At 70.0% G+C, this 24454-nt stretch carries 23 protein-coding genes; 14 read left to right on the top strand and 9 right to left on the bottom strand.

Annotated elements, in window-relative coordinates:
* Window positions 1-7: 7 nt before the first annotated feature.
* Entirely contained in the window at window positions 8-688 is a 681-nt protein-coding gene (gene mtrA, locus V2S05_RS01430) for an MtrAB system response regulator MtrA (protein WP_271638018.1), read from the bottom strand.
* A 160-nt stretch (window positions 689-848) separates the two neighbouring features.
* On the opposite strand from mtrA, the gene V2S05_RS01425 reads away from it, so the two are divergent.
* The 8 genes from V2S05_RS01425 (at window position 849) to V2S05_RS01390 (ending at window position 9439) form a co-directional block, all read left to right on the top strand.
* A complete protein-coding gene (locus tag V2S05_RS01425; RefSeq protein WP_413633496.1) occupies window positions 849-2318 on the top strand; it encodes a hypothetical protein in 1470 nt (489 codons plus the stop codon).
* The gene (locus V2S05_RS01420; protein ID WP_413633495.1) at window positions 2315-2977 is read left to right on the top strand and encodes a DUF4129 domain-containing protein; all 663 of its coding nucleotides are present in this window, start codon (window positions 2315-2317) and stop codon (window positions 2975-2977) included. The genes V2S05_RS01425 and V2S05_RS01420 overlap by 4 nt, the downstream gene beginning before the upstream one ends.
* Window positions 2974-4215: a DUF4350 domain-containing protein gene (locus tag V2S05_RS01415; RefSeq protein ID WP_413633493.1), complete on the top strand. Its 1242-nt coding sequence runs from the start codon at window positions 2974-2976 to the stop codon at window positions 4213-4215. Before V2S05_RS01420 ends, V2S05_RS01415 begins: the two co-directional genes overlap by 4 nt.
* A gap of 56 nt (window positions 4216-4271) precedes the next feature.
* Window positions 4272-5195 carry an AAA family ATPase gene (locus V2S05_RS01410; protein ID WP_271639672.1) on the top strand — a complete coding sequence of 308 codons (924 nt, stop codon included), beginning with the start codon at window positions 4272-4274 and terminating at the stop codon, window positions 5193-5195.
* A 1-nt stretch (window position 5196) separates the two neighbouring features.
* The gene (locus V2S05_RS01405) at window positions 5197-6504 is read left to right on the top strand and encodes a DUF58 domain-containing protein (RefSeq protein ID WP_413633492.1); all 1308 of its coding nucleotides are present in this window, start codon (window positions 5197-5199) and stop codon (window positions 6502-6504) included.
* A gap of 53 nt (window positions 6505-6557) precedes the next feature.
* Window positions 6558-6995, top strand: coding sequence for a Fur family transcriptional regulator (locus tag V2S05_RS01400; RefSeq protein ID WP_413633490.1), 438 nt, complete (start codon window positions 6558-6560; stop codon window positions 6993-6995).
* On the top strand, window positions 6988-8484 hold the full coding sequence (locus V2S05_RS01395; protein WP_413633488.1) for a catalase: 1497 nt from the start codon (window positions 6988-6990) through the stop codon (window positions 8482-8484). Before V2S05_RS01400 ends, V2S05_RS01395 begins: the two co-directional genes overlap by 8 nt.
* Before the next feature lie 136 nt (window positions 8485-8620).
* Entirely contained in the window at window positions 8621-9439 is an 819-nt protein-coding gene (locus V2S05_RS01390) for an aquaporin (protein ID WP_413633487.1), read from the top strand.
* On the opposite strand, the gene V2S05_RS01385 is transcribed toward V2S05_RS01390, so the two are convergent.
* On the bottom strand, window positions 9426-10415 hold the full coding sequence (locus V2S05_RS01385; RefSeq protein ID WP_413635199.1) for a stage II sporulation protein M: 990 nt from the start codon (window positions 10413-10415) through the stop codon (window positions 9426-9428). The genes V2S05_RS01390 and V2S05_RS01385 overlap by 14 nt on opposite strands.
* Before the next feature lie 16 nt (window positions 10416-10431).
* On the opposite strand from V2S05_RS01385, the gene V2S05_RS01380 reads away from it, so the two are divergent.
* Window positions 10432-11241: an RDD family protein gene (locus V2S05_RS01380; protein WP_413633486.1), complete on the top strand. Its 810-nt coding sequence runs from the start codon at window positions 10432-10434 to the stop codon at window positions 11239-11241.
* Window positions 11242-11330: 89 nt separating this feature from the next.
* Here the strand turns inward: V2S05_RS01380 and V2S05_RS01375 are convergent, their stop codons facing one another.
* Window positions 11331-11609, bottom strand: a complete 279-nt coding sequence (locus tag V2S05_RS01375) for a DUF3499 family protein (protein WP_413633485.1) — start codon at window positions 11607-11609, stop codon at window positions 11331-11333.
* A gap of 67 nt (window positions 11610-11676) precedes the next feature.
* Between V2S05_RS01375 and V2S05_RS01370 the strand changes: the two genes are divergently transcribed.
* Window positions 11677-12105 carry a hypothetical protein gene (locus V2S05_RS01370; RefSeq protein ID WP_413633484.1) on the top strand — a complete coding sequence of 143 codons (429 nt, stop codon included), beginning with the start codon at window positions 11677-11679 and terminating at the stop codon, window positions 12103-12105.
* Window positions 12106-12141: 36 nt separating this feature from the next.
* Here V2S05_RS01370 and V2S05_RS01365 read toward each other — a convergent pair whose 3' ends face one another.
* The 3 genes from V2S05_RS01365 to V2S05_RS01355 all read right to left on the bottom strand — a co-directional run bounded on the left by V2S05_RS01365 (window position 12142) and on the right by V2S05_RS01355 (window position 16953).
* A complete protein-coding gene (locus tag V2S05_RS01365) occupies window positions 12142-13512 on the bottom strand; it encodes a DUF5719 family protein (RefSeq protein WP_413633483.1) in 1371 nt (456 codons plus the stop codon).
* Window positions 13509-16568, bottom strand: a complete 3060-nt coding sequence (locus tag V2S05_RS01360) for a glycosyl transferase (protein WP_413633482.1) — start codon at window positions 16566-16568, stop codon at window positions 13509-13511. The genes V2S05_RS01365 and V2S05_RS01360 overlap by 4 nt, the downstream gene beginning before the upstream one ends.
* 67 nt (window positions 16569-16635) lie before the next feature.
* Window positions 16636-16953: a WhiB family transcriptional regulator gene (locus V2S05_RS01355; RefSeq protein ID WP_101187161.1), complete on the bottom strand. Its 318-nt coding sequence runs from the start codon at window positions 16951-16953 to the stop codon at window positions 16636-16638.
* Between the two features lie 205 nt (window positions 16954-17158).
* On the opposite strand from V2S05_RS01355, the gene V2S05_RS01350 reads away from it, so the two are divergent.
* The 4 genes from V2S05_RS01350 to V2S05_RS01335 all read left to right on the top strand — a co-directional run bounded on the left by V2S05_RS01350 (window position 17159) and on the right by V2S05_RS01335 (window position 21534).
* Complete coding sequence (locus V2S05_RS01350; RefSeq protein WP_413633481.1) at window positions 17159-18574, top strand: O-antigen ligase family protein; 1416 nt, start codon at window positions 17159-17161, stop codon at window positions 18572-18574.
* Entirely contained in the window at window positions 18571-19893 is a 1323-nt protein-coding gene (locus tag V2S05_RS01345; RefSeq protein ID WP_413633480.1) for an O-antigen ligase family protein, read from the top strand. The genes V2S05_RS01350 and V2S05_RS01345 overlap by 4 nt, the downstream gene beginning before the upstream one ends.
* A 73-nt stretch (window positions 19894-19966) precedes the next feature.
* Entirely contained in the window at window positions 19967-20926 is a 960-nt protein-coding gene (locus V2S05_RS01340) for a glycosyltransferase family 2 protein (protein ID WP_413633479.1), read from the top strand.
* On the top strand, window positions 20923-21534 hold the full coding sequence (locus V2S05_RS01335) for a hypothetical protein (RefSeq protein ID WP_413633477.1): 612 nt from the start codon (window positions 20923-20925) through the stop codon (window positions 21532-21534). The genes V2S05_RS01340 and V2S05_RS01335 overlap by 4 nt, the downstream gene beginning before the upstream one ends.
* Before the next feature lie 51 nt (window positions 21535-21585).
* Here the strand turns inward: V2S05_RS01335 and V2S05_RS01330 are convergent, their stop codons facing one another.
* The 3 genes from V2S05_RS01330 to V2S05_RS01320 all read right to left on the bottom strand — a co-directional run bounded on the left by V2S05_RS01330 (window position 21586) and on the right by V2S05_RS01320 (window position 24414).
* Window positions 21586-22746 carry a polysaccharide pyruvyl transferase family protein gene (locus V2S05_RS01330; protein ID WP_413635197.1) on the bottom strand — a complete coding sequence of 387 codons (1161 nt, stop codon included), beginning with the start codon at window positions 22744-22746 and terminating at the stop codon, window positions 21586-21588.
* A 115-nt stretch (window positions 22747-22861) separates the two neighbouring features.
* Window positions 22862-23596 carry an ABC transporter ATP-binding protein gene (locus V2S05_RS01325; protein ID WP_413633475.1) on the bottom strand — a complete coding sequence of 245 codons (735 nt, stop codon included), beginning with the start codon at window positions 23594-23596 and terminating at the stop codon, window positions 22862-22864.
* Entirely contained in the window at window positions 23596-24414 is an 819-nt protein-coding gene (locus V2S05_RS01320) for an ABC transporter permease (protein WP_413633474.1), read from the bottom strand. The genes V2S05_RS01325 and V2S05_RS01320 overlap by 1 nt, the downstream gene beginning before the upstream one ends.
* Window positions 24415-24454: the final 40 nt, after the last annotated feature.

Below are 24454 nucleotides of genomic sequence, written 5' to 3'. Positions count from 1 at the left end.
ATCGGACCTAGCCGACGCTGCCGGCGCGGTAGCCCACCCCGCGGACGGTCGTGACGATGCGCGGGTTGTCGGGGTCGAGCTCGACCTTCGCCCGCAGGCGCTGCACATGCACGTTCACGAGGCGCGTGTCGGCCTTGTAGTGATAGCCCCACACCTGCTCGAGAAGCATCTCGCGCGAGAAGACCTGCTGCGGCTTGGATGCCAGGGCGACGAGCAGCTGGAACTCGAGCGGGGTCAGCGCGATGGGAGCCGTTCCGCGGCGCACCTCGTGCGCATCGACGTCGATCGTCAGATCGCCGACGCGAAGCACCTCGGTCTCGGCCTGCGGCGCGGGGCGGAGACGGGTGCGGATGCGCGCGACGAGCTCCTTCGGGTTGAACGGCTTGACGATGTAGTCGTCGGCGCCGACCTCGAGCCCGCGCACCACGTCGGCCGTGTCGCTGCGGGCCGTGAGCATGATGACGGGGACGCCGGACTCGGCTCGGATGCGGGTGCAGATCTCGATGCCGTCCATCCCGGGCAGCATGAGATCGAGAAGCACCAGGTCGGGCCGGCTCGAGCGCCATTCGTCGACAGCCAGCGCGCCGTCGGCGCAGAACAGCGCCTCGAAGCCCTCGGTGCGCAGCACGATGCCGATCATCTCGGCGAGCGCCGTGTCGTCGTCGACCACGAGGATACGAGAGGTCATGTTCCGCTCAGCCTCAGCTTTCTTCCTGTGCGGCACCGGCAGCGCCCCGGGGAGGCGACTCGGATCAGCCTACTTGAGAATGCTCGTCGCGCGCGGAGGCGGAGCACGCGTCCGGTCGGGGGCATGTGCCACGATGGGAGGGCGCAGGGAGGGAGTGCGAATGAGCGGTCAGACCTGGACCCCGGCACCGAGGAAGAGTGCGATCCCATTGCACCCGATGACGTTCGGGATGATTTTGGGGCGATCGTTCAGCGCTCTGCGGCACAACCCGAAGGTGCTGTTCGGATTCGCCGTCGCGGTGCAGTTCGGCATCACGGCCATCGCCGTCGTCGTGATCGTGCTCGTCGCGGGCTTCTCGGCCGCCCGCATCGCGAGCGTGCCGGCGGGATCGCCGGATCAGGGCCCGATCATCGCCGGGACCGTCGCGCTGGGCATCGTCGTCGGCATCGTGCTGACTCTGGCGAGCGTGGCGTTCACCTCGATCGTGCAGGGCCTGGTCGCCGCCGACGTGTCGTTCGCCGCCCTCGGGCGGAAGGCCCCGCTGCGCTCGCTGTGGTCGCGGGTTCGTCCCGCGTTCTGGCGGCTGTTCGCCTTCGCGCTGCTGCAGGGGCTCGCGGTGCTGCTCTGGATGCTCGCCATCGCCGGCGCCGCGATCGCGATCATGGCCGGCAGCGACTTCTCGGGCGGATCGATCGGTCTCGCCATCGGCCTGGTGGTTCTGCTCGTGCTGGCGAGCATCCCGCTGGTGGTCTGGCTGAGCACGAAGCTGCTGGTCGTGCCCGCGGCTCTGGTTCTGGAGCGGGCGCCGCTGGGCGCGGCGCTCGTGCGTTCGTGGCGTCTCATCCGCGGCCGCTTCTGGCCCGCCCTCGGCGTGATGTTCCTCATCGGCGCGATCATGGGCCTCGCCGCTCAGGTGGTGAGCGTGCCGGGCTCGATCCTCTCCGGCGTCCTCGGCGGCGTGATGGCACCGTCCGGATCGCCGGATGAGAGCGAGGTGATCGGCTTCCTCGCGCTGACGATCCTGCCGCAGATCCTCGTGCTCGCCGTGCAGGCGATCACCCTCGTCGTGCAGGGCACGGGCGCCACTCTCATCTATCTCGACAGCCGCATGCGCTACGAGGGCCTCGACCAGACCCTGATCCGCTTCGTCGAGCGCAGCGCCCACGGCGCATCGGACGACGAGCTCGGCGACCCCTACGCAGTCGATCCGGCGCGCGCGGTGTCGAAGACTCCCCCGCCCAAGCAGCAGGCACCGGCGTACGCGGGGTACGCACCGAGCACTCACCCCGGCGGGCAGTACGGCACTCAGCCGTATGGGACTCAGCCGTACGCCGGCCAGCCGTACGCCGGCCAGCCGTACCCCGGCCAGCCGTACGGGACTCAGCCGTACCCCGTCCAGCAGTACGGCGCTCAGCCCTACCCAGGCCAGCAGCAGGCGGCACAGGGCCACCCCGGGCAGACGTATCCGGTGCAGCCGCCCGCCTCCGGCGCATCGCCCACGTCCGGGCAGCTGCCGCCGTACGCCGCCCCGCCCCAGCCGCCGATGCCGCAGACCCCGAGCGCTGCGCCTTCGCCGTCGCCGACCGCGTCCTCCTCCGACGGCTGGGCCGCACCGGGCGGAGCCGGATGATCGCACTGCTCGCCGCCGCAGACGTGTTCGTGCCCGACGGCGACGAGGCGCGCCGCCGCGCGCAGGAGGAGCTGTCGAAGCCCGAGTACCAGGCGGCGAAGCCGAACTGGTTCGACCAGCTCGCCGCTGACGTCGCAGACTGGTTCTTCGGGCTGTTCGACGGCGACGGAACGGGCGCCGTCGCGCCTCTGGCGCTCACGATGATCACGATCGTCGTGGTCGCCGCGGTGGTCGTCGCCCTCATCGTCTGGGGCAGGCCCCGCGCCTCCAGGGCGATGCGCGGACGCGCCGACCTGCTCGGCGAGAAGGACGACCGCTCGGCGGCGCAGCTGCGCACCGACGCCGAGCGCCGCGCGCGCGAGGGCGACTGGGACGGCGCGGTCGTGCTGCGCTTCCGCGCACTCGCCCGCGGCCTGCTCGAGCGAGACCTCATCGACCCCGCCCCCGGCGCCACCGCACAGGGCATCGCTCGCGAGGCCGCGCCCGCTCTGCCGCAGCTCACGCAGACGCTGCACGAGGCGGCCACGCTCTTCGATGCGGTGCGCTATCTCGGAGCGCCCGTGAGCGAGGCCGACTACCGCACCCTCGCTGCCGCAGACGACCGCGTCCGGAACACCGCGCCACGCCTGACCGCCGATGCCGGGACGGTGCACGCATGAGCACGAACGACATCAGCACGAACAGCGCGGGCGCAGCCGACTCGAGCAACACCTCCCCTGCCGACGCTGCCGACGCTGCGGGAAGCACGGCCGCCGCACGGCGACCGGGCCGCCGCGGCAACGTGCTCGGCTGGGTCTTCGTCGTCGCCCTGCTGATCGGCATCGCACTGCTCTCGCTGCGCCTGGTCAGCACCGCTCCTCCGCTGGGCGGCGTGCTCAACCCCGAGTCGCCGGCGCCGGGCGGCGCGAAGGCGATAGCCGAGCTCGTGCGCCAGCAGGGCACCGAGGTGGAGGTGGTGCGCAGCCGCGCGGCGGCCGCCGCCGCGCTCGAGCCCGGCAGCGCGCTCGTGCTGGCCGACCCCGTCGCCCTCACCGACACCGCGGTACTCGACCTGATCGACGGGGCCGATCGCGTGATTCTGCTCAGCACGAGCGCCCGGATGCTCGAGCTGCTCGAGCTCGGCACCGGTGCAGGCGGGCTCGGCGCCGTCGAGGCCGGCTGCGATCGCGCGGAGTTCTCCGACACGGGAACGGTCGAGGCCGAGCGCATGTTCGACCCCGCCGACGGCGTCGAGGGCTGCTTCCGGGGCTCGGACGGCGGCGCCGCCCTGCTGATCGCCGACCGCGAGGGAGCGCGCATCTCGTTCATCGAGGCGACCCGCATGCTCTCCAACCGTCATCTCGCAGACGACGGCAACGCCGCGCTCGGGCTCGCGCTGCTCGCGCAGACCGATCACGTAGTCTGGTACGTCGGATCGCTCGAAGACGGCGACCGGGTGGCCGATACCCCTGCGACTCTTGGCGAGCTCACTCCGGCCTGGCTCACCCCGGCCATCCTGCTCCTGCTCGTCGCCGGCGTCGCCGCGATCTGGTGGCGAGGCGCGCGCTTCGGCCCGCTGGTCTCCGAGTCGCTGCCGGTGACCGTGCGCGCGTCCGAGACCATGCACGGCCGTGCCCGTCTCACCGCGAAGGCCGCGGATGCCGCGCATGCCGCCGCCGCGATCCGAGCGGGCACGCGCGCCAGACTCGCGCAGCGCCTCGCCCTCAGTGCCCGGGCGACGGCCGTGGAGGTCGCGGACGCGGCATCCGATCGACTCGGAATCCCCCGAGGATCGCTGCATGATCTGCTCGGCGGCACCGCCCCCGCCGACGACCGCGAGCTCGTCGAGCTCGCCAGACGACTCGCCGAACTCGAGACGGCGGTCGACGCCGCCCATACCGAAAGGAATCGCCCGTGAGCGACGAGAGCACCACCCCCACCGCCACGCTGGACGACGACGCGCTGCGCCAGGCGATGCACCGCGTGCGCACCGAGGTCGACAAGGCCGTGGTCGGGCAGGCCGGCACGGTCACCGGTCTGCTCGTGGCGCTGCTGGCGCGCGGGCACGTGCTGCTGGAGGGCGTGCCGGGCGTGGCGAAGACCCTCGTGGTGCGCAGCTTCGCCCGCGCCGTGGGACTCGACACCAAGCGCGTGCAGTTCACCCCCGACCTCATGCCGGGCGATGTCACCGGCTCACTCGTCTACGACGCCCGCACCGGCGAATTCGAGTTCCGCGCAGGGCCCGTCTTCACCAACATCCTGCTCGCCGACGAGATCAACCGCACGCCGCCGAAGACGCAGGCGGCCCTGCTCGAGGCCATGGAGGAGCGCCAGGTGTCAGCCGACGGCCTGAGCCGTCCGCTGCCCGACCCGTTCCTCGTCGCCGCCACGCAGAACCCCGTCGAGCACGAGGGCACGTACACGCTGCCCGAGGCGCAGCTCGACCGGTTCCTGATGAAGCTCGTCGTCGGCATGCCGGAGCGCGACGCCGAGGTCTCGGTGCTGCGCCTGCACGCGAGCGGATTCTCGCCTCGCCTGCTGACCGGGGTCCAGGCCGCCGTCAGCGCCGACGAGATCCGCGCGGCGCAGGATGCCGCAGCGCGGGTGCAGGTCAACGACGACGTGCTCGGCTACGTCGTCGACCTCGCCAGGGCGACGCGACACTCCCCCTCGGTCGAGCTGGGCGCGAGCCCCCGCGCCTCGACCGCGCTGCTGGCCGCCGCCAAGGCTTGGGCGTGGCTGAACGCGTCGACCGCGGTGACGCCCGACCACGTGCAGACCATGCTCATGCCGGTGTGGCGTCACCGCCTGCAGCTGCGACCGGATGCGCAGATGGAGGGCGTCTCCGCCGACGCCGTGCTGCAATCCGTGGTGCAGCAGACTCGCGTGCCGATCTGACATGTTCGTCACCGCTCTTCTCGCCCCGCTGATCGCGCTGGGCGTCGTGCCGACGGCGCTGCTGAGCGTCGCCGGCGCGCCGCCGTGGGCGGTGTTCGGCGGCTGGGTGCTGCTGTGCGTCCTGCTCGTGACCATCGACGTCGTGACTGCCCCGAATCCGCGTTCGCTGATCCTCACTCGGTCTATTCCCGCTCGTGCACGCCTCGGCGAGCCGGTGCAGACCAGCGTCGCCGTGCAGAACATCGGCACGCGCACCCTGCGCGGGCAGCTCCGCGACGCCTGGCAGCCGACCGCGGGAGCCGATGAGGAGCGCGTGCGGCTCAGTGTCCCCGCCGGAGAGCGTCGGCGCTTCGATGTGCCGCTGCGCCCGCGCCGCCGAGGCGAGCTGGTCAGCGAGTTCGTGGTGGTGCGCTCGCGAGGACCGCTGGGTCTTGCGGGACGGCAGGCGCGGCACGATGTGCGGGGGGCGCTGCGGGTGCTGCCCGCGTTCAGCTCGCGCAAGCATCTGCCCTCACGCCTGGCGCGGCTGCGCGAGCTCGACGGCAACACCTCCATCCAGGTCAGAGGCCAGGGCACGGAGTTCGACTCGCTGCGCGAGTACGTGCGCGGAGACGACATCCGCTCGATCGACTGGCGGGCCACCGCACGCGCCGGCACGACGATGCTGCGCACCTGGCGCCCCGAGCGCGACCGGCAGGTCGTCATCCTGATCGACACGGGCCGCACCGCCGCCACCCGCGTGGGCGACGGCACCCGGCTGGATGCCTCGCTCGAAGCTGCTCTGCTGCTCTCCGCCCTCGCGGCTCGGGCGGGCGACCACGTCAACCTGCTCATGTACGACCGGGTGGCCCGCGCGCGCGTCACCGGCGTCGAGGGTGCGGCGCTGCTGCCGGCACTGACCGATGCGATGGCGCCCGTGCACGCACGCCTGGTCGACACCGACTGGGCGGGCGCGTTCGCCGCCATCCGCACGCTGACGACGCGACCGTCGCTGATCGTCGTGCTGACCGCACAGGATGCGGCCGAGACGGCGCGCGGATTCCTCGGCGCGTTCCCGACGGCCTCGCGGGCGACGACCGTGCTGGTGGGCTCGGTGACCGACGACGCGATCGCAGAGCTCGCCCGGCGGCGGGAGTCGAGAGCCGACGTCTATCTCGCCGCGGCCGCCGAGCAGACCATGGCCGACGCGCAGGTCGTCGCCGATGCCATCCGGCGCGCCGGCGGCGAGGCGATCGCAGCCGATCCCGAGCAGCTCCCGCCGCGCATCGCCGATCGCTACCTCGAGCTGAAGGCAGCAGGTCGCCTGTGACACGCTGACCCGATGCATTCGCTTTTCTGACTGATTCAGAATAAGGTGGAGGCATGCCCCCCTCCGATGTCGCTGCTCAGCAGCGCCTGCGCGATGCCGGCCTGCGCGTCACCGTGCAGCGGATCCGGGTGCTCGAGACCCTCGCCGCGAGGCCCCACGCCTCGGCGGAGGTCGTCTTCACCGGCATCCGTGACGCGCTTCCTGGCATCGCGCTCGCCACGGTCCACGGCATCCTGAACGATCTCACCGAGGCCGCCATCGTGCAGCGCGTGAATCTCCCCGACGTCGGCAGCGCCCTCTACGAGCTGCGCACCGACGACAACCATCACCACGTGCAGTGCGTGAGCTGCGGGCGCGTCGAAGACGTCGCCTGCGCGATCGGCGCCGCCCCCTGCCTGCACCCCTCTCACGACCACGGCATGCGAATCCTCGAAGCCGCGGTCACCTACCGAGCCCTCTGTCACGAATGCGAAAGGAACGGCAATGGCTGACAAGCCCGCAACCACCACACAGACAGGAACGCCCGTCGCAAGCGATGCGCATTCGCTGACCGTCGGCGCCGACGGCGTCACCGCGCTGCACGACCGCTACCTGGTCGAGAAGCTCGCATCGTTCAACCGCGAGCGCGTGCCGGAGCGCAACCCGCACGCCAAGGGCGGCGGCGCGTTCGGCGAGTTCGAGGTCACCGAGGACGTCTCGGCGTACACCCGCGCCGCCGTCTTCCAGCCCGGGGCGAAGAGCGAGACGCTGCTGCGCTTCTCCTCCGTCGCCGGCGAGCAGGGCTCGCCCGACACCTGGCGCGACGTCCGCGGCTTCTCGCTGCGGTTCTACACCACCGAGGGCAACCTCGACATCGTCGGCAACAACACCCCGACCTTCTTCCTGCGCGACGCGATGAAGTTCCCCGACTTCATCCACTCGCAGAAGCGCCTCGGCGCGTCGGGTCTGCGCGACGCCGACATGCAGTGGGACTTCTGGACCCTCTCCCCCGAGTCGGCCCACCAGGTCACCTACGTCATGGGCGATCGCGGCCTGTCGCGCTCGTGGCGCCACCTCAACGGCTACGGCTCGCACACCTACCAGTGGGTCAACGCCGCCGGTGAGCGCTTCTGGGTGAAGTACCACTTCCTCTCCCACCAGGGCGTCGAGCGCATGTCGGCCGGCGAGGCCGAGCGCATCGCCGGTGAGGACGCCGACTACTACCGCCGCGACCTGTTCGAGGCGATCGAGCGCGGCGACTTCCCGAAGTGGGACGTGTACGTGCAGATCATGCCGTACGAAGAGGCCAAGACCTACCGCTACAACCCCTTCGACCTCACCAAGACCTGGTCGAAGAAGGACTACCCGCGCATCAAGGTGGGCACGTTCACGCTGAACCGCAACCCGCAGAACTTCTTCGCCGAGATCGAGCAGGCCGCCTTCTCGCCCGGCAACCAGGTTCCCGGCACCGGCATCTCGCCCGACAAGATGCTGATGGCCCGCGTGTTCTCGTACTCCGACGCGCAGCGGTACCGCATCGGCGCGAACTTCAACCAGCTGCCGGTGAACCAGCCGCACGCGGCCCAGGTGCGCAACTACATGCACGAGGGTCAGATGCAGTACCACTACGCCCCGGCCGAGCACCGGGTGTACACCCCGAACTCGTACGGTGCCGCAGGCGGCCCCGAGGCCGACCCGCTGCTCGGCGTCGAGGCGAGCTGGGAGTCGGACGGCGAGCTGGTGCGCGCCGCCGCCACGCTGCGCGAGGACGACGGCGACTTCGTCCAGGCGAGCATCCTCTACCGCGAGGTCTTCGACGACGAGGCGCGCGAGCGCTTCGTGCAGACCCTCGTCGGCCAGTACAACGGGCTGACCGTCCCCGCCATCCAGGAGCGCTTCTTCTGGTACTGGGGTCAGGTCGACCAGGACCTGGAGGCTCAGCTTCGGGCGCTCGCGGGCGCGCCGATCGGCGAGCCCGAGCCGATCGGCATCGGCGAGTAATCCCGCTCACGCGAACACGAGGCCCCTTCATCGCCGCGATGGAGGGGCCTCGGCGTGTGCCCGCCCGGCTCACCCGGTGATGCGGGATCATCGAAGGACGATCCGGCGCGTGGCCGGCATGATGAGGAGAGCCGGCATGACCGAACCCCGCACGTCCGTCGCAGCCGCGGCCGCTTCCCGTGGCGCCCGGCTGACCGCCGAGGGATTCGGCTCGTTCCTGATCGTCTTCCTCGGCGTGGGCGCGTCGCTGTTCACCGCCACGCTGTTCGCCGATCCCGGCGCGGGCTCAGCCGTGAATCTGACCGTGGCGCTCGCATTCGGCATCGCACTGCTCGCCGCCTTCAGCTCGTTCGCGGGCATCTCCGGCGGGCACTTCTCCCCTGCGGTGACCATCGGCGCCGCTGCCGCCGGCCGCCTGGCATGGCGCGACGCGCTGCCGTACGTGCTCGCGCAGGTCGTCGGCGCGGTGATCGCCTCGACGGCGCTCATCGTCGTGGGCCTGTTCGGCCCGGACCGGTGGCTGGAGCGCGTGCAGGATGCCGGGTTCGCGAGCACGGGCTGGGGCACGCTCTCGCCGGGCGGGTTCGGGATGCCCGCGGTGATCGTCATCGAGATCATCCTCACCGCGCTGCTCGTGCTCGTCTTCCTCAGCGTGACCCACCCCGAGCGTCGAACCGCGGCGGGTGGCGTGGCGATCGGGCTCACCTTCGCGGCGATCCAGTTCGTCGCCATCCCGGTGGCCGGCGGCGCCGCGAACCCCGCGCGCGCGATCGCCACGGCGATATACGGGGGCATCGGCCCGCTCGCTCAGCTCTGGGTGTTCCTCGTCTTCCCCGCCGTCGCAGCGGCGGCGATCGGCATCGCGTACCGTGCTCTCTTCGATGGCACAGTCGAACCGGATGGCGGCGAGTCGGACGACGACTCCGGAGGGTGGTCCTCGCTCACCCAGCCGTGAGCGTCGGCGTGCCCGCCTCGTACTCGACGAGGTCGCCGCTCTCGCCCCGACGCGCTGCGCGCCTGCCGATGACGAGCATGTAGAACAGGAACGCGCCGAGCGCCAGCGCGCCGATCCCGATCTTCACGGGCCACGGCAGGTTCGAGCCGGTCACGAAGCCCTCTACCAGACCCGAGAGGAACAGGGCGAAGACCAGGCCGATCGCGACCGTGGCGAGAGCACGACCGCCGGCGGCCAGCGACTCGGCCCTGGTCCGCCGCCCGGGGGCCGCCCACGCCCAGAAGATGTGCAGGCCCGCAGCGGCCGCGACGAAGATGGCGGTGAGCTCGAGCATCCCGTGCGGCAGGATGTGCAGCACCATGGTGTCGAGGTGTCCGTAGGCCGACATGACCGCGGCGGAGACTCCGAGCCCGAAGGCGTTCTGGATCAGCATCCACACCGGCCAGATGCCCGTCACACCGAACAGCACGCACTGCATGGCGATCCACGCGTTGTTGAGCCAGACCATCCCCGCGAACGACGCCATCGGGCCGTAGTAGTCGACGAAGTCCTCCTCGGCGTACTGCCGCAGCACATCGGGCGGCCCCAGCGTCGCGATCAGCGCAGGATCGGAGGCGATCCACGCTGCCGTGAGCGCCACCACGAGCACGAAGGAGATCGCGATGACAGCGGTGGTCCAGCGGATCCGGTACAGCGCCGCGGGCAGCTGCAGCGCGAAAAAGCGTGCGGCCTGCGCGAGCACGTTGTCGCCCGCCCCGGTGAATCGCAGCCGCGCGGCAGCGAGAATCGTCGACAGGTACGCGCCCTGCGGCGAGTCACCCACCGACGTCTTCAGCTCGGCGAGGTCGGCGGACGCGGCGCGATATCGCACGATCAGCTCGTCGACCTCTGCGCCGCTCAGGCGGCGTCTGCGGCTCAGCGCATCGAGCCGTTCCCATTCGGGGCGGCGGGCGTCGGCGAGGGCATCGGCATCCACCTGATTTACTGTACTCATGTCAGCCACGATCACCGATGAGCAGGAGATCCTGTCGGGCGAGGCCGTCGCCATCGACGTGCAGCCGGTCGGCTTCGTGCTGCGCGCCGCGGGCGCTCTGATCGACATGGCCATCGGGTTCGCCCTGTTCCTCGCGGTCACCTTCGTGCAGGTGTGGCTGATGACCGAGGGCCTGCTGACCGAGCACACCTTCCGCATCCTGATGATCTGCGCCGCCGTGCTGAGCTTTCTCGTGCTGCCGATCACCGTCGAGGTGGCCATGCGCGGCCGCAGCGTCGGCAAGCTCGCGGTCGGCGGGCGCATCGTGCGGGTCGACGGCGGGGCGATCACCTTCCGACACACGTTCATCCGCGCCCTCGTGGGGGTGCTCGAGGTGTACATGACCTTCGGCGGGGCCGCCGTGATCACCGGTGCGCTCACCGCCCGCTCGCAGCGACTCGGCGACCTGGTCGCCGGAACCTACTCGCAGCGCGTGCGCACCCCCGCCCTGCCCTCGCATCAGCCGCATTTGCCGCCGTCGCTGCAGGGGTGGGCCGCCGTCGCCGACGTCGCGCGGATGCCCGATCGGCTCGCTCGGCGCATCTCGCAGTTCCTCGCAGGCGCTCAGCGTCTCTCACCCTCGGCACGAGCCAGCGTCGCGCACGAGCTCGCTCTCGAAGCGCAGCCGTTCATCTCGCCGGTGCCGGCGGTGTCTCCCGAGGAGCTGCTGCTCGGGGTGACCGTGCTGCGCCGCAGGCGCGAACAGCGCGCGCTCGCGCTCGCCGACGAGCGCGCCGAGCGCCTGAGCGGACGGCGCATCGGGCTCTGAGCGCGGCGCCGCGATCGGCGCTCGTCAGTCCGTGACGAGCGCAGCGGCTGACGGTGCGGTCATCAGGGCGTGGTCATCAGGGGGGGCGCTCACGAGCGCAGCGCCTCGTGGCGGATCACCAGCCACCCGGCGGGCACCGACAGCCGATCGGCGTGCTGGGCGCACAGGTCGTGCGCGTGCGGGTCGCCACCGGGCCCGAGCGGACCGAGCGCGGCCATCTGGTCGCCGTAGTCGAAGGTGAGCGTCGCGATCGCCTCGCGCGCACAGGCGACCTTCGAGCACAGCCGTTCACCGACGGCCAGGTGCGCGTCGAGGCGCGATCCTCGGTCGCGTCGCGACGCATCGTCGAGTCGGAGTCTGTCGTCCATCGCCTCCACACTATGACCGGGTCGTGCGAGCGGGGTGCAGCCGCGCGGCAGCGAATAGACTTTCGGCATGCCCGCCCGACGCTCCTCCCCCGCACCCCGGCGCGGCACGCGTCACGGCCGCCACGGTCGACTCGGGCGCAGTGAGGTGGTCAGGCCGCCCCTGCCGCCGCTGGACGGGCGGCTCGACCGGTTCGAGATCACGGTCGGCAGCGCGGTCGAGTATCTTCGCGGCACCTGGGAGGAGCTGCGAGACGTGCGCTTCGAGATCGCCGCGATGCCCGCGCACGATCGCGCCGACGGCATCCCGCTGTGGCGAGCCGACCCTGCTGCGCAGCGGGTGACGCTGTACCGGGTGCCGATCGAGCGCCTGCTGCCGAAGGGACACGACGACGCGGCCCATCGCCGCATGGCCGTCGAGAGCGCCGTATTCCATGCGGCGGCCGAGTACGTGGGGCGCGAGCCCTGGGAGCTCGGGCCGGACGGCCGCGACCACTGATCGCTCGCGCGCGGACCGGACGGGCCCGACGGGTCGTCAGGGGTGCACGATGATCGGCTGCTGCGTCGCCGGCGGCGCCCACAGCGGCCAGCCCGCGATCGCCGCGTCGCCGAGCAGGCCGACCGCGGCGTGAACCGCCCCGTCGGCGGTGAGCAGATGCTCGCCGGGCTGCAGCGAGACCTGCTCGACGCCGTTCGGCGCCAGTACGACCGTTCGCTCGTCGACGCCCTCGAGGGCCACCGTGGCGGTGCTGTCCTCGGCGTTGCTGAGGTACAGCGTCGCCGCCGCACCACCGGGAACGCTGAAGGGCACGGTGCCGGTCAGCTGCGGGGCGGGCAGCATCCAGGCGAAGTCCTCGCGCCCGTCCGCACGCACCGTCTGACGCGCACCGGCGACGACCTGCGCGGTCGCGTCGATCTCGATGTCGTGCGCCCCCGCGCCCATCCCCGTCAGGGAGACCTCGGTGGGGGTCTCCGCGGTGAGTTCGATCACGTACTCGTCGGAGTCGACCGTGCCGTCCGCGCCGCGCACGCGCACCGTCGCGGTGGCGTCTTCCCGCGGCGAGAGGATGCGCAGCAGGATGCCGGTCGAGTCGTCTCCCTCGGAGATCGGCTGCGACTGGGCGCCCAGCAGCCGCAGACTGCGCTGTGCGCCGCCGACGCCGTCCTGCACGTCGATGCCGACCGCGTCGAGCGTGCGCACGTGCGCCGACTGCAGCGCTGCGCGCACGGGCGCTCCGGCGGCGATCACCTCGATGACCGGACGCGGCTCGGCACCCGCGACGGATGCCAGCGTCAGGGTGGTCTGCGTCTTCGGCGGGACGATCTTGGTGGTCGTCTTGCGCTGGGCGCCGTAGACGTTCAGCTGAACGGTGGAGGGCACGTCGGCGGGGTTGGAGAGCAGGATCAGGTCGGACGATCCCGTCGAACCGTCGCCGCCGACCAGCCATGAGCTCATCCCCGGCTCGCGGCACGGCGCGGCGGCGAATCCGCGCAGATCCTCTTCGTCGAGGCTGACCGCTTCCGATGCGGAGATCAGCGGCGCGGTGCGATCCGCGACGGCCGCCGTGATGCTCTGCGCGCCCTCCCCGCCCAGCACGTTCGGCATCGCCAGGTCGGTCGTGGTCGTCTCGTGCTCGCGCGCGTCGATCCGCACCGTGGGGGCGGCCGCCGAGACCAGCGACTCGGCCCGGCTGGAGTCGCGCCCCAGCGCACGGAAGGCTCCGTTGCACACGATCGTCGCATCGCCCGGCACCGGGGTGACCGTCGCGGCGGCGGGCTCGTTCTGCACACTCGGCCACGGCGTGGCGACCGCGGCGACGACGCCGAGAACGCATGCCGCGGCGACGACCGCCCCGGTGGCGAGCCTGGCGCCGGTGGCCGCGAGGCGGATCGTGCTCTGCTTCATCGGCTGTTCTCCTCGGCGGCGGGATGCGGAGTGGCCGTTGCCGCGGTGGGCGACACGACTCCGGCGGGTTCGGGCTGACGCTCCCGGGCCGGTGGGCCGGACTGGGCGGGGCGCGCGTCGTCGGCAGCGTCGCCGTCGCGCGCATCGGCGACCTGCGCACCGGAATTCTGCGCATCGGAACCCTGCGCACCGGTATCGTGCGCATCGGTATAAGTTGCAACGGCATCGCCATCCGCCCGTCGCGGGGCGATCGGCTCGTCGAGTGAGCGGCCGACGACACGCGAGCGAGCGCGAGCGGCGCGACGCGACGCGCGCGTCGGGATCGACAGCAGCACGGCGGCCAGCACGACGATGAGCTGCCCCAGCCCGATGAGGTTGCCGAGGGCGTTCTGCGCATGCGAGGGCTGTGCGCGCTCAGCGGGTGTCGTGGCCGTCTGCCACAGCATCCCGTTGGGGGTGTCGCCCGCCTTCACGAAACCGGCGCGCTGGTCGATCGCCGTGATCGCGGTCTCGCTCATGCGGCGAGCCTGATCGCTCTGGCCGGGAAGCGAGGAGAGCAGCACGAAGCCGATCCCGCGATCGGTGAGCGCCGCCGCGGCATCGAAGTCGCGGGCCGAGAGCAGGTCGACCGCGTCAGCGGCGAGAGAGTCGTCGCGCACACGCGTCGCAGTGGTGAGCATCGTGCTCTGTGCACTGAGTGTGGCGCTGGGGCCCCACACCACCTGGGTGGCGAGGGAGCCGTCGTCGAGGGGCGTCATGACGAGCGTGCCGCTGTCGGCGTCGTCGGAGGCGTGGGCGGCGACCAGAGCCGGCAGCGTGCTTTTGGCTCCGTTGCGGATCTGCGCCTCACCGAGGTTGACCGCGAGCAGGCCTGGCACAGCGCACACGAGCACCCCGACGCCGGTGACGAGCGCTGCTGCGGAGCGGAATGCGGGCACCGCCACGACCGTGTCGAGGGTGACCAGCGCAGCGCCGACTGCACCAAGCCACGCGAAGCTGAGTCCGGTTCCGGGCCAGATGGCGACGGCCTCGCCCTGGGCGAACGACACCTGCACGCCTACCGCGATCATCGACGTGACGAGTCCGGCCATCGTGGTCGCGAGAAGGGCGAAGCCCGCGCGCCACCGCGGAGAGAGCGCCGAGGTCAACGCGAGCACCGCCACCGGCAGCAGCAGCAGGAAGGCGAACGGCGCGAAGCTGCCGCCCAGCAGCCACTCCCACCCGCCGCGGTCGGGCGACGGGAAGCCCTGAGCGATGAGCAGGCGTCCTGCGGCGTCCGAGGCCGCCTGGGCGAGGGGCGCGACGGCGCCGGGGTCGGCCAGCAGCGCCCACGGATCGCCGTGGCGCAGCTGCCAGTAGACCAGGGGTGCGAACAGCGCGGCCGCGGGGATCAGCAGCCAGAACACGCGCACGGCTCCGCGCACCCGGCCGGCGGCGAGCATCGCCATCACCGCCAGGCCCCAGAGCGCGACGACAGCCGGCGCGAGCGACGGCGCACAGGCGAGGGAGGCTGCCGCGAGCAGGGATGCCGCTCCCGCCGCTCCCCAGGATCGGTGCGCCACGGCCGCGGAGTGGAACAGCCAGGGCAGCAGCAGGTGCAGCAGCACCGCCGCCGGTCGGCCCTGCACGAGAGCGGCGAGGAACGTGGGAGCCAGCGCCCACAGCACGCCGCCGAGGATCCGCAGGCCGGCACGGTCGGTGATCCTGGTCGCGGCGAACCACCCGCCGAGCACCGCGAGCGGAAGGGCACCCAGCCAGAGCAGCACGACCGCGAACGACGGCGAACCCGGCCACAGGGTGCCGAGCACCGCGAGCACAGCCGCGAACGGGTCTGCCGGTCCGATGATGCCGGGGCCGAGATCGCGCAGACCCCAAGCGGCGTCGTTCCAGAGGTCGGCGACCGCCTGCTGCATGGGAAGAAGCTCGCCGCCGCCGATGCTGGGCCAGGCGAGCAGCGGGAAGAACGCGGCGATGCTGACCACGAGCGCCGCGAGCACCGCCCACGCACCCCCGCCGCTGAAGAAGTGCAGCTCGCTGACCGCGCCGCGCTCGCTGCCGTGCCCGTCATCGAGGCGGTGCCGCAGCTGGGTCCGCGTCACGCGAAGCGGAGCGATGCCGGCCCATGACGCCGTGCGGAACGAACGGATCGCACGTCGTGAGCGCGCCACTGCCGGCACCGCTAGCATGGCGGCCAGGGCCGCTCCCCATTCGGGGGCGACAGCACCCGGCCGCTTGCCGATGAGGTGAACGATCGAGCGCCAGAGGGCCAGCGGCAGCAGGCTCAGCCAGTGCAGCGGAACAGCGAAGGCCGGCGCGTAGGCCAGGCGCCGGTGCAGCTGGGCGCGACGGATCGCCCACGTGCGCGCGGCTTCTCTCTGCGGGAGTGCGGCGACGCCGTCGGGTCGCACGCCGATGCGCGCCTTCGGCACGAGCACGATGCGTGCGCCGCCGAGCCGGGCGCGCACGCCGAGGTCGAGCCCCTCATCGGCGCCGCCGAGACCGGGATCGGGCCGCAGCACGACGGGCGCGGCTCCGCGGATGAGCATGCCGCGCACGTCTGCACCGAGGACGTCTTCGGCGGCGTCGTGCTGCCCCTGATCGAGTTCGTCGGCGGCGAGCTCGACGGCTCTGCCGAACCGGCTCATGCTCACGCCCATCGACACGATCTCGCGGTCGTCATCGTATCGCACGAGCTTCGGGGCGGCGAGAGCGGCCGACGGCGAGCGCTCGAGCGAACCGGCGAGAAGCTGCAGCGCCTTGCGCCGCGGCCTCGAGTCGTGGGTGAGCATCCACACCGAGCTGCCACTCGCCACGCGCGGCTGCGCCAGGGCGACGGCTTCGGCGAACGTCGTGGTCGCCCGCGCCTCGATGATCGCCTCGACGCTGTGCCCGATGCCGTCGATGGCGCGCACCTGGGCACCGCTGCCGAGCACCACGACGGTGACGGCGTCAGGCGGGGTCGTCTGAGCGCGGAGGGCGTCGAGGGTCTCGCTGAGCTGTGCTGCTGCGGAGTCGCCGGTGCGTGCGACGACGATGGCGTGTACTCGGGATGGCATGGCAGAGACAGCCTAGACAGGCATCCGCGGGGCGCCGATCATCGACCTCGGCGTGCCCGCGAAGCCGTCAGCTCGCGCGGCGCTTGAGCTTGCGGCGCTCGCGCTCGCTGAGACCGCCCCAGATGCCGAAGCGCTCGTCGTTGCTGAGCGCGTACTCGAGGCATTCGCCCCGCACGTCGCACGATGTGCAGATGCGCTTGGCGTCGCGCGTCGAGCCGCCCTTCTCGGGGAAGAACGCCTCGGGGTCGGTCTGCGCGCACAGCGCGTCGACCTGCCAGGCGAGCGCGCCATCATCTTCGGCGTCAGCCCGGCGTACTCCGGGTACGCCGAGGTTCACTGGATCGACGAACCAATTCTCGGGAACGTCTGACCGGTAACCCGTCATCTCGATCTCCCAACCCTGCTTGTGCCCCCTCCGGGCCGTGCACCACTAATTACACCCGTGTCATTCGCTGCGGTCAAGTCGCGGATCGTAAACCCTCAACGGGGCGTTTAAGGTTCATTGAACGCCCATCGGCGTGTCGCGCCGGTGTACGCGAGCACGGTTGGAGGCGAGTGCGAGCGAGGCCGGGCGCGGTAGCCTGAACCCGATGGCCGTGTACAGCAAGCATCCCGTGGCCCCTCGCCCCGCGGCGCCGCCCCGCGAGACGACCGGGCACCTGCTGGTGCGCGCGTACAGCGTCCTGGCTCTGTTCTGCGTCTTCGCGCACACGGCCGTGTACAACACCTTCGGGGCGCTCGGATCAGGCATCCTGCTCGTCGTGCTCACGGCTGGCGCGCTGGCCATCTGGGTGCCGGAGGTCGTCGCGCAGCGTCCCACCCGCTTCCCCTGGCGCCGACTGCCGTGGGCGGCGCTCGGCTATGCGGCCCTGGCCCTGACATCCTCCCTCTGGTCTCGCTGGCCCGCCGCCACGCTGCTGACCTGGTCGCTGCTGGCCGCCATCACCGTTACCGCGGTGCTCATCGCGACCACCCTCACCTGGAACGAGATCGCCCGCGCGATCTCGACCGCACTCAAGCTGATCCTGGGGCTCTCCCTCGCTATCGAACTATGGGTCGCGCTCGTGCTGCGCCGCCCGCTGCTGCCGAACTTCGTCGATCTGCCGGAGGGGAAGATCGATCCGCACCTCTACTGGGTGCGCGGCAACCTGTTCGACGACGGCCGGATCCAGGGGGTCGTCGGCAACGCGCACACCCTCGCGATGATGTGCCTGTTCGCGCTGATCGTGTTCGCCGTGCTGTACGCGACGCAGGTGCGACGGCGCACCATGCTGATCTTCTGGGCTGTGCTCGCCGTCGTGCTGCTGGTCAAAGCCGCGTCGGCCACGGTCTACCTGAGCATCGCGGTCGTCGTGGCGGTGCTGGCCGCCGTGATGCTGATGCGTGCCGCGACGCCCCGGGGGCGCGGCCGGCTGTACCTGCTCTTCGCCGCTGTCGCCGTCGTCGGCGTCGGGGGCGCGGTGCTGCTGCGCGATCAGCTCCTGTCGGCGCTCGGCAAGGGCTCGGATCTCACCGGGCGCATCGAGATCTGGCAGGCGGTGTGGGAGCGTGCCATCACCCGGCCCGTGTTCGGCAACGGCTTCTCCTCCCCCTGGGTTCCCTGGGATCCGGCGTTCGACGGCTGGATCGTGAACCACGGGCTCAGCGTCTTCCACGCGCACGACATGTGGCTCGACGTGTTCCTGCAGCTCGGCGTGGTCGGCGTCGTGCTGATGGCGGTCGCCTGGCTGGCGCTGCTGTGGCGGGCGTGGTTCTTCGCCGTCGACCGGCCACGGTGGGATCTCGACGCCCGTCGCCCCTACTCCCCCCTGTCGCTGCTGCCCGTGCTGTTCACGGCCGTGCTGCTCGTGGAGGGCCTCGCCGAATCGGCGCCGATCATGCTGTGGGGCTGGCTGCTGCTGATCCTGCTCTCGTTCAAGATGAAGGCGGTGCCGCTCATCGGCGTGGGGGTCGGCGAGCGCACGCCGGTCATCTCGCACGGCCCGCAGCCGCGGCAGGTGCCATGACGCCGCGGCGCCTCGTCGTGTCGATGCTGGGTTCGGCGCTGTTCGCACGCGCCTACACGCTGACCGCGCTCACCGCGGTCTTCTCGTCGTTCCTCATCGAGCGGATGATGTCGCCGGTGAGCCTCATGACCATCATCGGCGCCCTCGCCGTGATCGGCGCCGCGGTGCTGGTCGTGCGCCGCGAGGAGCTCTCGCTGCTGCGGCTCGCCCCGACCTCGCTGCTCGGCTTCCTGCTGCTCGCTCTGCTGAGCGTGCTGTGGTCTTCGGATCGCGGGGGCACGGTCGCCGGGTGGTTCACCCTGATCGGCTACGCCGTCATCGCGATCACGATCGGACACGTGCGCGACACGCTGCAGACCGTGCGGGCCATCGGCGACACGCTGCGCTGGCTGCTGAGCCTGTCGCTGGCGCTCGAGATTGTGTTCGGCATCCTGCTCGACACCCCGTTCCGCCTGCTGGGCATCGAAGGCTCGCTCGCGGTCGGCGGCCCGGTGCAAGGGATCTTCGGCACCCGGAACATGCTCGGCTTCATCGCGGTGATCGCCCTGATCACGTTCGTGATCGAATGGCGCACGCAGTCGATCGGTCGCGTCGCGGGCGTGCTGTCGGTGGCGCTCGGCGGGTCGCTTGCGCTGTTCTCCGCCTCGCCGACCGTCGTGGTGCTCGCCGCGGCCGTCGGTGTGGCGACCGTCGCGCTCGTCATCGTGCGACACACGCCGGCCCACCGCCGCAGCGCCGTCCAGGTGGCGCTGGGAGGGCTGGTGGTCGTGGGGCTCGTCGTCGCATTCGCGCTCCGACACCAGATCATCCGTCTGCTGGATGCCGGCTCCGACTTCTCGACCAGGGCCGACCTGTGGAACATGATGCTCGACTTCATCGCCCAGCGGCCGATCACCGGTTACGGATGGTTCGGGCCATGGCCGCGGGGCGAGTACCCGTTCACGTACATCAACTTCCTGCTGTCGGATCACCACCAGTCGGCGCTCAACGCGTACTTCGACCTGCTGCTGCAGCTGGGCTGGGCGGGGCTCGCGCTCTTCGTCGTGCTCGGCGGGGTCGCGCTCGTGCGCTCGTGGCTGGTGGCGAGCGTGCGCCGCTCGGTCGTGTACGCGTGGGCGCCGCTCGTGCTCGTCACGCTGGGGGTGGAGTCGATGTTCGAGAGCTTCGCTCTCACCTCGACGGGCTGGCTGCTGCTCGTGCTCTGCGCCCTGCGCGCGGGGCAGACCAGGTCGTGGCGCGAGAGCATCGACGCGGCCCACACCGGCGCGATCCCGACGCTCGGGTCGGAGCGCCCGCCGCTCCCGGGCGCCACAGGATGATGGAGATAGACTGTGATCCCGTGACCCCCGTGACAGAATCCCTGCCCGTCCGCACCCGCTCGGAGAGCTGGGCATGACCGGCAGCGCGTTCGATCCGTCCACCGCGTCGATCGTCATCGTCACCTACAACCGCTCGCACCTGCTCAGCGGGCTGCTCACCAGCATCCGGTCGATGGATCCGAAGCCCGGCCGCGTCGTGGTCATCGACAACGCATCGTCGGACGACACGACCGAGGTCGTCGACTCCTTCCGCGACGACCTCGGCACAGAGATCGTCTACCGCCGCCTCGAGACCAACACCGGCGGCTCCGGCGGCTTCAGCGAGGGCATGCGCACGGCGTACGAGCTGGGATCCGAGTGGATCTGGATGATGGACGACGACGTCGAGGTGCTGCCGGACGGCCTCGCGAAGATGGGTCGCTGGTCGCGGCGCTTCAAGAGCATCCAGGGCCGGCGCTACGACTACGACGGCAGCGAGTTCTACTGGCAGTACCGGATCGCCGACCGGATGGGCATCCCGATCCCCTTCGCGCCCTCGAAGTTCGACTCGTCGGGTTTCAAGGAGATGAACAGCGGATGCTTCGAGGGCATGTTCATCCATCGCTCGATCGTCGCGCAGATCGGCCTGCCCGACCCGCGCTTCTTCATCTACTGGGACGACCAGATGTACGGCTGGCTGGCCTCTCGCCTGACCACCGCGGTCATCGTCGACGAGTTCGTGCTGCGCCGCACGCGTGAGATCAAGCAGTGGGACATGGGCATCCGGCACATGAACGCGTCGAGCAACGCGTACCGGTACTACATCATGCGCAACCGCGCGTTCATCAAGAACTACTACCGGGTGCACGGGGTGTACAACCCGGTGCTGTTCGGCCTGGGCACCTCGGCGACGTTCGCCAAGGAGCTGATCCGGCTGCTCTTCGTCGAGCGCACGGTGCGCGGGACGAGCAACCTGTTCCGCGGTCTGCGCGATGGCGGCCGGATCGGCCGCGATCGCACCTGGCAGCCCATGCCGGCACTGGAGGCACGATGACCGAGCAGCAGCCCGAGTACGTCTGGGCGTACGCGGACGAGGTGCCCAAGCGCGGCCGCACGTGGCTGATCGTCGGCCTGGCGGTGGCTGCGGTCGTGATCGCGGCGCTGGTGTTCTGGCTGTTCCTGCGGCCCGGTGCGCCGCTCGCGAGTGCGACCGCGACGCCGAGCGCGACGCCGTCTGCGAGCGTTTCGCCCTCGGCGTCTGCTTCTGCAACGGAGTCCGCGACTCCTTCTGCGGCGCCGTCCGAGGCGCCCGAGCCGTCGATGACGCCGGTGACCACACCTCCCCCGCCGGTCGACCCGAGCATGGATGCGTTCCGTGGCCAGGTCGGCGGCTGGCTCGATGATGCGCTGACCGGACTGGGCATTGTCGAGGATAGCCGCGGCCAGGAAGCCGTCGCCGTTGTAGACACGCTGCGAGCGGATGCCCAGCGACTTGGTGAACGAACCGCACCGTCGTCGATCGCGTCGGATTGGCAGGAAGGCGTCCGAACCTACTCGGAACGCCTGAGCGCGTTGCGTGCCGCAGCGGCCGCGGGCACGAGCGTGTCAGTGGACGCGTCGCGGTCGTCCGTCGAAGCATTACGCGAACTGGTCGGTCTCTGAGACCGTTGCTCAATCCACCAATGTCCAGGATCGTAGCCCCGGCGCTGGGCCTCACATGCTGTAAAGCCGCTTCGCCAGTTCCGCTTTCTGCGCCCCCAGCGTCCTAGCTGTCTGCGGGAAGGACGCCGACGCAGACGCACGCGCCAACACGTCGCCCTTACCCGTACTATCGGGCTGTCTGCTCCAGCCAGTACCGGCTCGGAGCAGCAGATCGTGCTTCACGTCGTAATATCCAGGCCGAACGTTCACAACGGTCCCCTGTGCTCCCGCAGCTGCGGCCAGTAGATGGAAATGGAACCGTGACGTGAGCCATTTTTGACCTTCAAAGGCAGGGAAGCCTTCGTCCCACATGCGCAAGAATGGGAAGAACTCAGCACGCTCGCCGAGATGAGGTTGCGCAAAACGCGTATCGTCCGGTGGGATAGCTTCAGCGAAGCCCACAGTCGTACCCTCGCTCACGTCGGCAACAAAATCGCGGACGTGCGCGGCCAAACTTGCCTCATCGCCCTCAGCAATCAGATCGCCTTGAATCAGCACCATCGCCGGTGGCAACGAGTCCCGCTGAGCGTAGATCGGTCGCTTATTCGCGAACGCGAGAAAGGCGTCGTCGGTACCTAAGTGGATGTCGAAAATTGATGCTCCCTCATGGTCGCGCGACTCGACATAATCAAACTGGGCCAACTGATCCCGCATCCAGTGTCTCGTCGACGGTTCATGGGGAAGAAGACCCTGGCCCGTTGCGAAGACTTTCACGCCGTAATGCCGCTTCACTGCCGTGATGGCGGCAACTATAGCGAGATTCCTTGACCAGATGGTATTCATGTACCCGCCACCTAGCACATGAATTGAGGACATAGCCCGCAACTGTCGCAAACCGAGATCGTTCTTAGGGGATCCTAGACCGGTTACCATCGCTTCTATCCACTGCGCCGCGTCGTGCACCTCACTCGGGCCATTGCCGTGGGCCATCTGCCACAGAGTGTTCGTCGTTCTCAACCGGGGATGAGTATCTCGAAATAAGTGAGCGGCTCGTCCGGGCTCCATGCAGTCGAGCCACACCTCGCGTTGCGGATGGTGTTCAGCAAGCCAGTCCAGCCACGACCTCGCGATGAACTCGTCACCGAAATTCGGATGACCAGCAGCAGAGATGAGGTAGATAGGTTCCGGTTGCTCCACATCTCGGAACCGGAATCGGGCGCACAAATTGCGCATCACTTTTCGCATACGACCTAACCGACCTCGACTGTAACCGACCGACTCGACGACCGAGCGACGCCGCGAGACCAGTATATCGTGCGGTTCAGGGCATTTGCTGGCAGGGTGGGCTTCACGAGGAATGCTCGGCGTTGTAGCGGTCGAGCACGTCGCCGATAGACGCGTCGAGAACCAGCGCTCCCTTGTCTAGATAAAGTCCTCGCTTGCAGAAGCGGCGCAGGTCGCGCTCGTTGTGGCTGACGAAGAAGAGCGTTCGCCCTTCCGCGAGCAGCTCGTCGATCCGCTGATAGCACTTCTCCCGGAATGCCTTGTCCCCAACAGCGAGGACCTCGTCGACGAGCAGGATCGGCTCGTCGAGCTGAGACACGACGGAGAACGCGAGCCGCACCTTCATCCCGTTGGAGAGGTGTTTGTAGGGTGTGTCCTGGAAGTCTTCGAGCTCAGCGAACGCGATCATTTCGTCGTATCTTCTCGAGACCTCGGCGCGGGACATGCCGTGCAGTCCTGCCGTCATCCGCACGTTCTCCCGCACCGTGAGGTCGCCAACGAATCCGCCGGTGAGTTCGATCAGGGGCGCGACGCCGCCGTGCACGGCGACCTGTCCCTCGTCGGGAAGAAGCACGCCGGCGACGAGCCGGAGCAGGGTCGACTTGCCCTGGCCGTTTCGGCCGACCACGCCGATCGACTCCCCCGGCTGCACGGTGAAGCTCACACCTCGCAGGGCCCAGAACTCGCCAGGCCGGGAGCGACGGGATGCCCCGGCGAAGAGATCCTTAAAGCTGCGGCGTCCGCGGCGGTTGCGCCGGAAGTGCACGCCGAGGTCCTTCACCTCGATTGCTGCGGCCATTACAGCTCCTTCAACACGGGGCGCTCGAGCGTCCGGAACACCCACACGCCCAGCCCAAGGATCATCAGGCTCATCACCGCGCTGATCACCACGGTGAGCGCGTTCCACTGATCAGGGAAGAAGGCCATCCGGTACAGCGTGAAGATGCCTGCGAGGGGGTTGAATGCACCGATCACATCGAACGGTTCAGGCAGGTTCGAAACGCTGTAGATGATCGGGGTCGCGTAGAAGAGCGCCCGCAGGATCAGCCCGGTGGTGCGTTCGAGGTCGGCGTACAGGGCGCACAGCGGTGCCACGAGCAAACCGAGTCCGATAAGGAGGATGATCTGCAGCACCACCGCCACCGGCAACCACAGAAGCCCCCAACCGATCTGCACTGTGTGACCCGAATCGCTCTCCGTGAGCAGGTTCACGACGACGAACAGCGCCATCACGGGCAGTGAGAAGAGGAACTCGATGCCTTTGCTCAGCACGATCCGGTTGACCCAGATCGAGCGGGGAATGGCGGTGGATCGAACCAGCCTGGAGTCGCGTTTGAAGGCCTTCGTGAAGTCCGATACGGAAGAGTTGAACCACACCCACGGCAGAAGACCGCTGATGAGGAAGATGATGTACGGGTCCTCGCCGACGTCCCGTTTGAAGACCTGAGTGAAGACGAACCAGTAGATCGCGCTCATCACGAGCGGATCGAGCACCGACCAGAGGTACCCGAGCGCGCTCGTCGAATAGCGCACCTTCAGGTCGCGCGCCGACAGCAGCCACAGCGAATGCAGATAGCGCTGCGGTGTGCCGGGCGCGCCGACCGTGGTCCTGCTCATCTCTCTCCTGCGCTGATCAGACCGCATCCCGCGGACGCGG

Source organism: Microbacterium sp. OR16, assembly GCF_047306725.1.
GTDB lineage: Bacteria > Actinomycetota > Actinomycetes > Actinomycetales > Microbacteriaceae > Microbacterium.
Note: the sequence above shows the minus strand (reverse complement) of the source record. Positions and strands in the feature narration are given on the sequence as shown.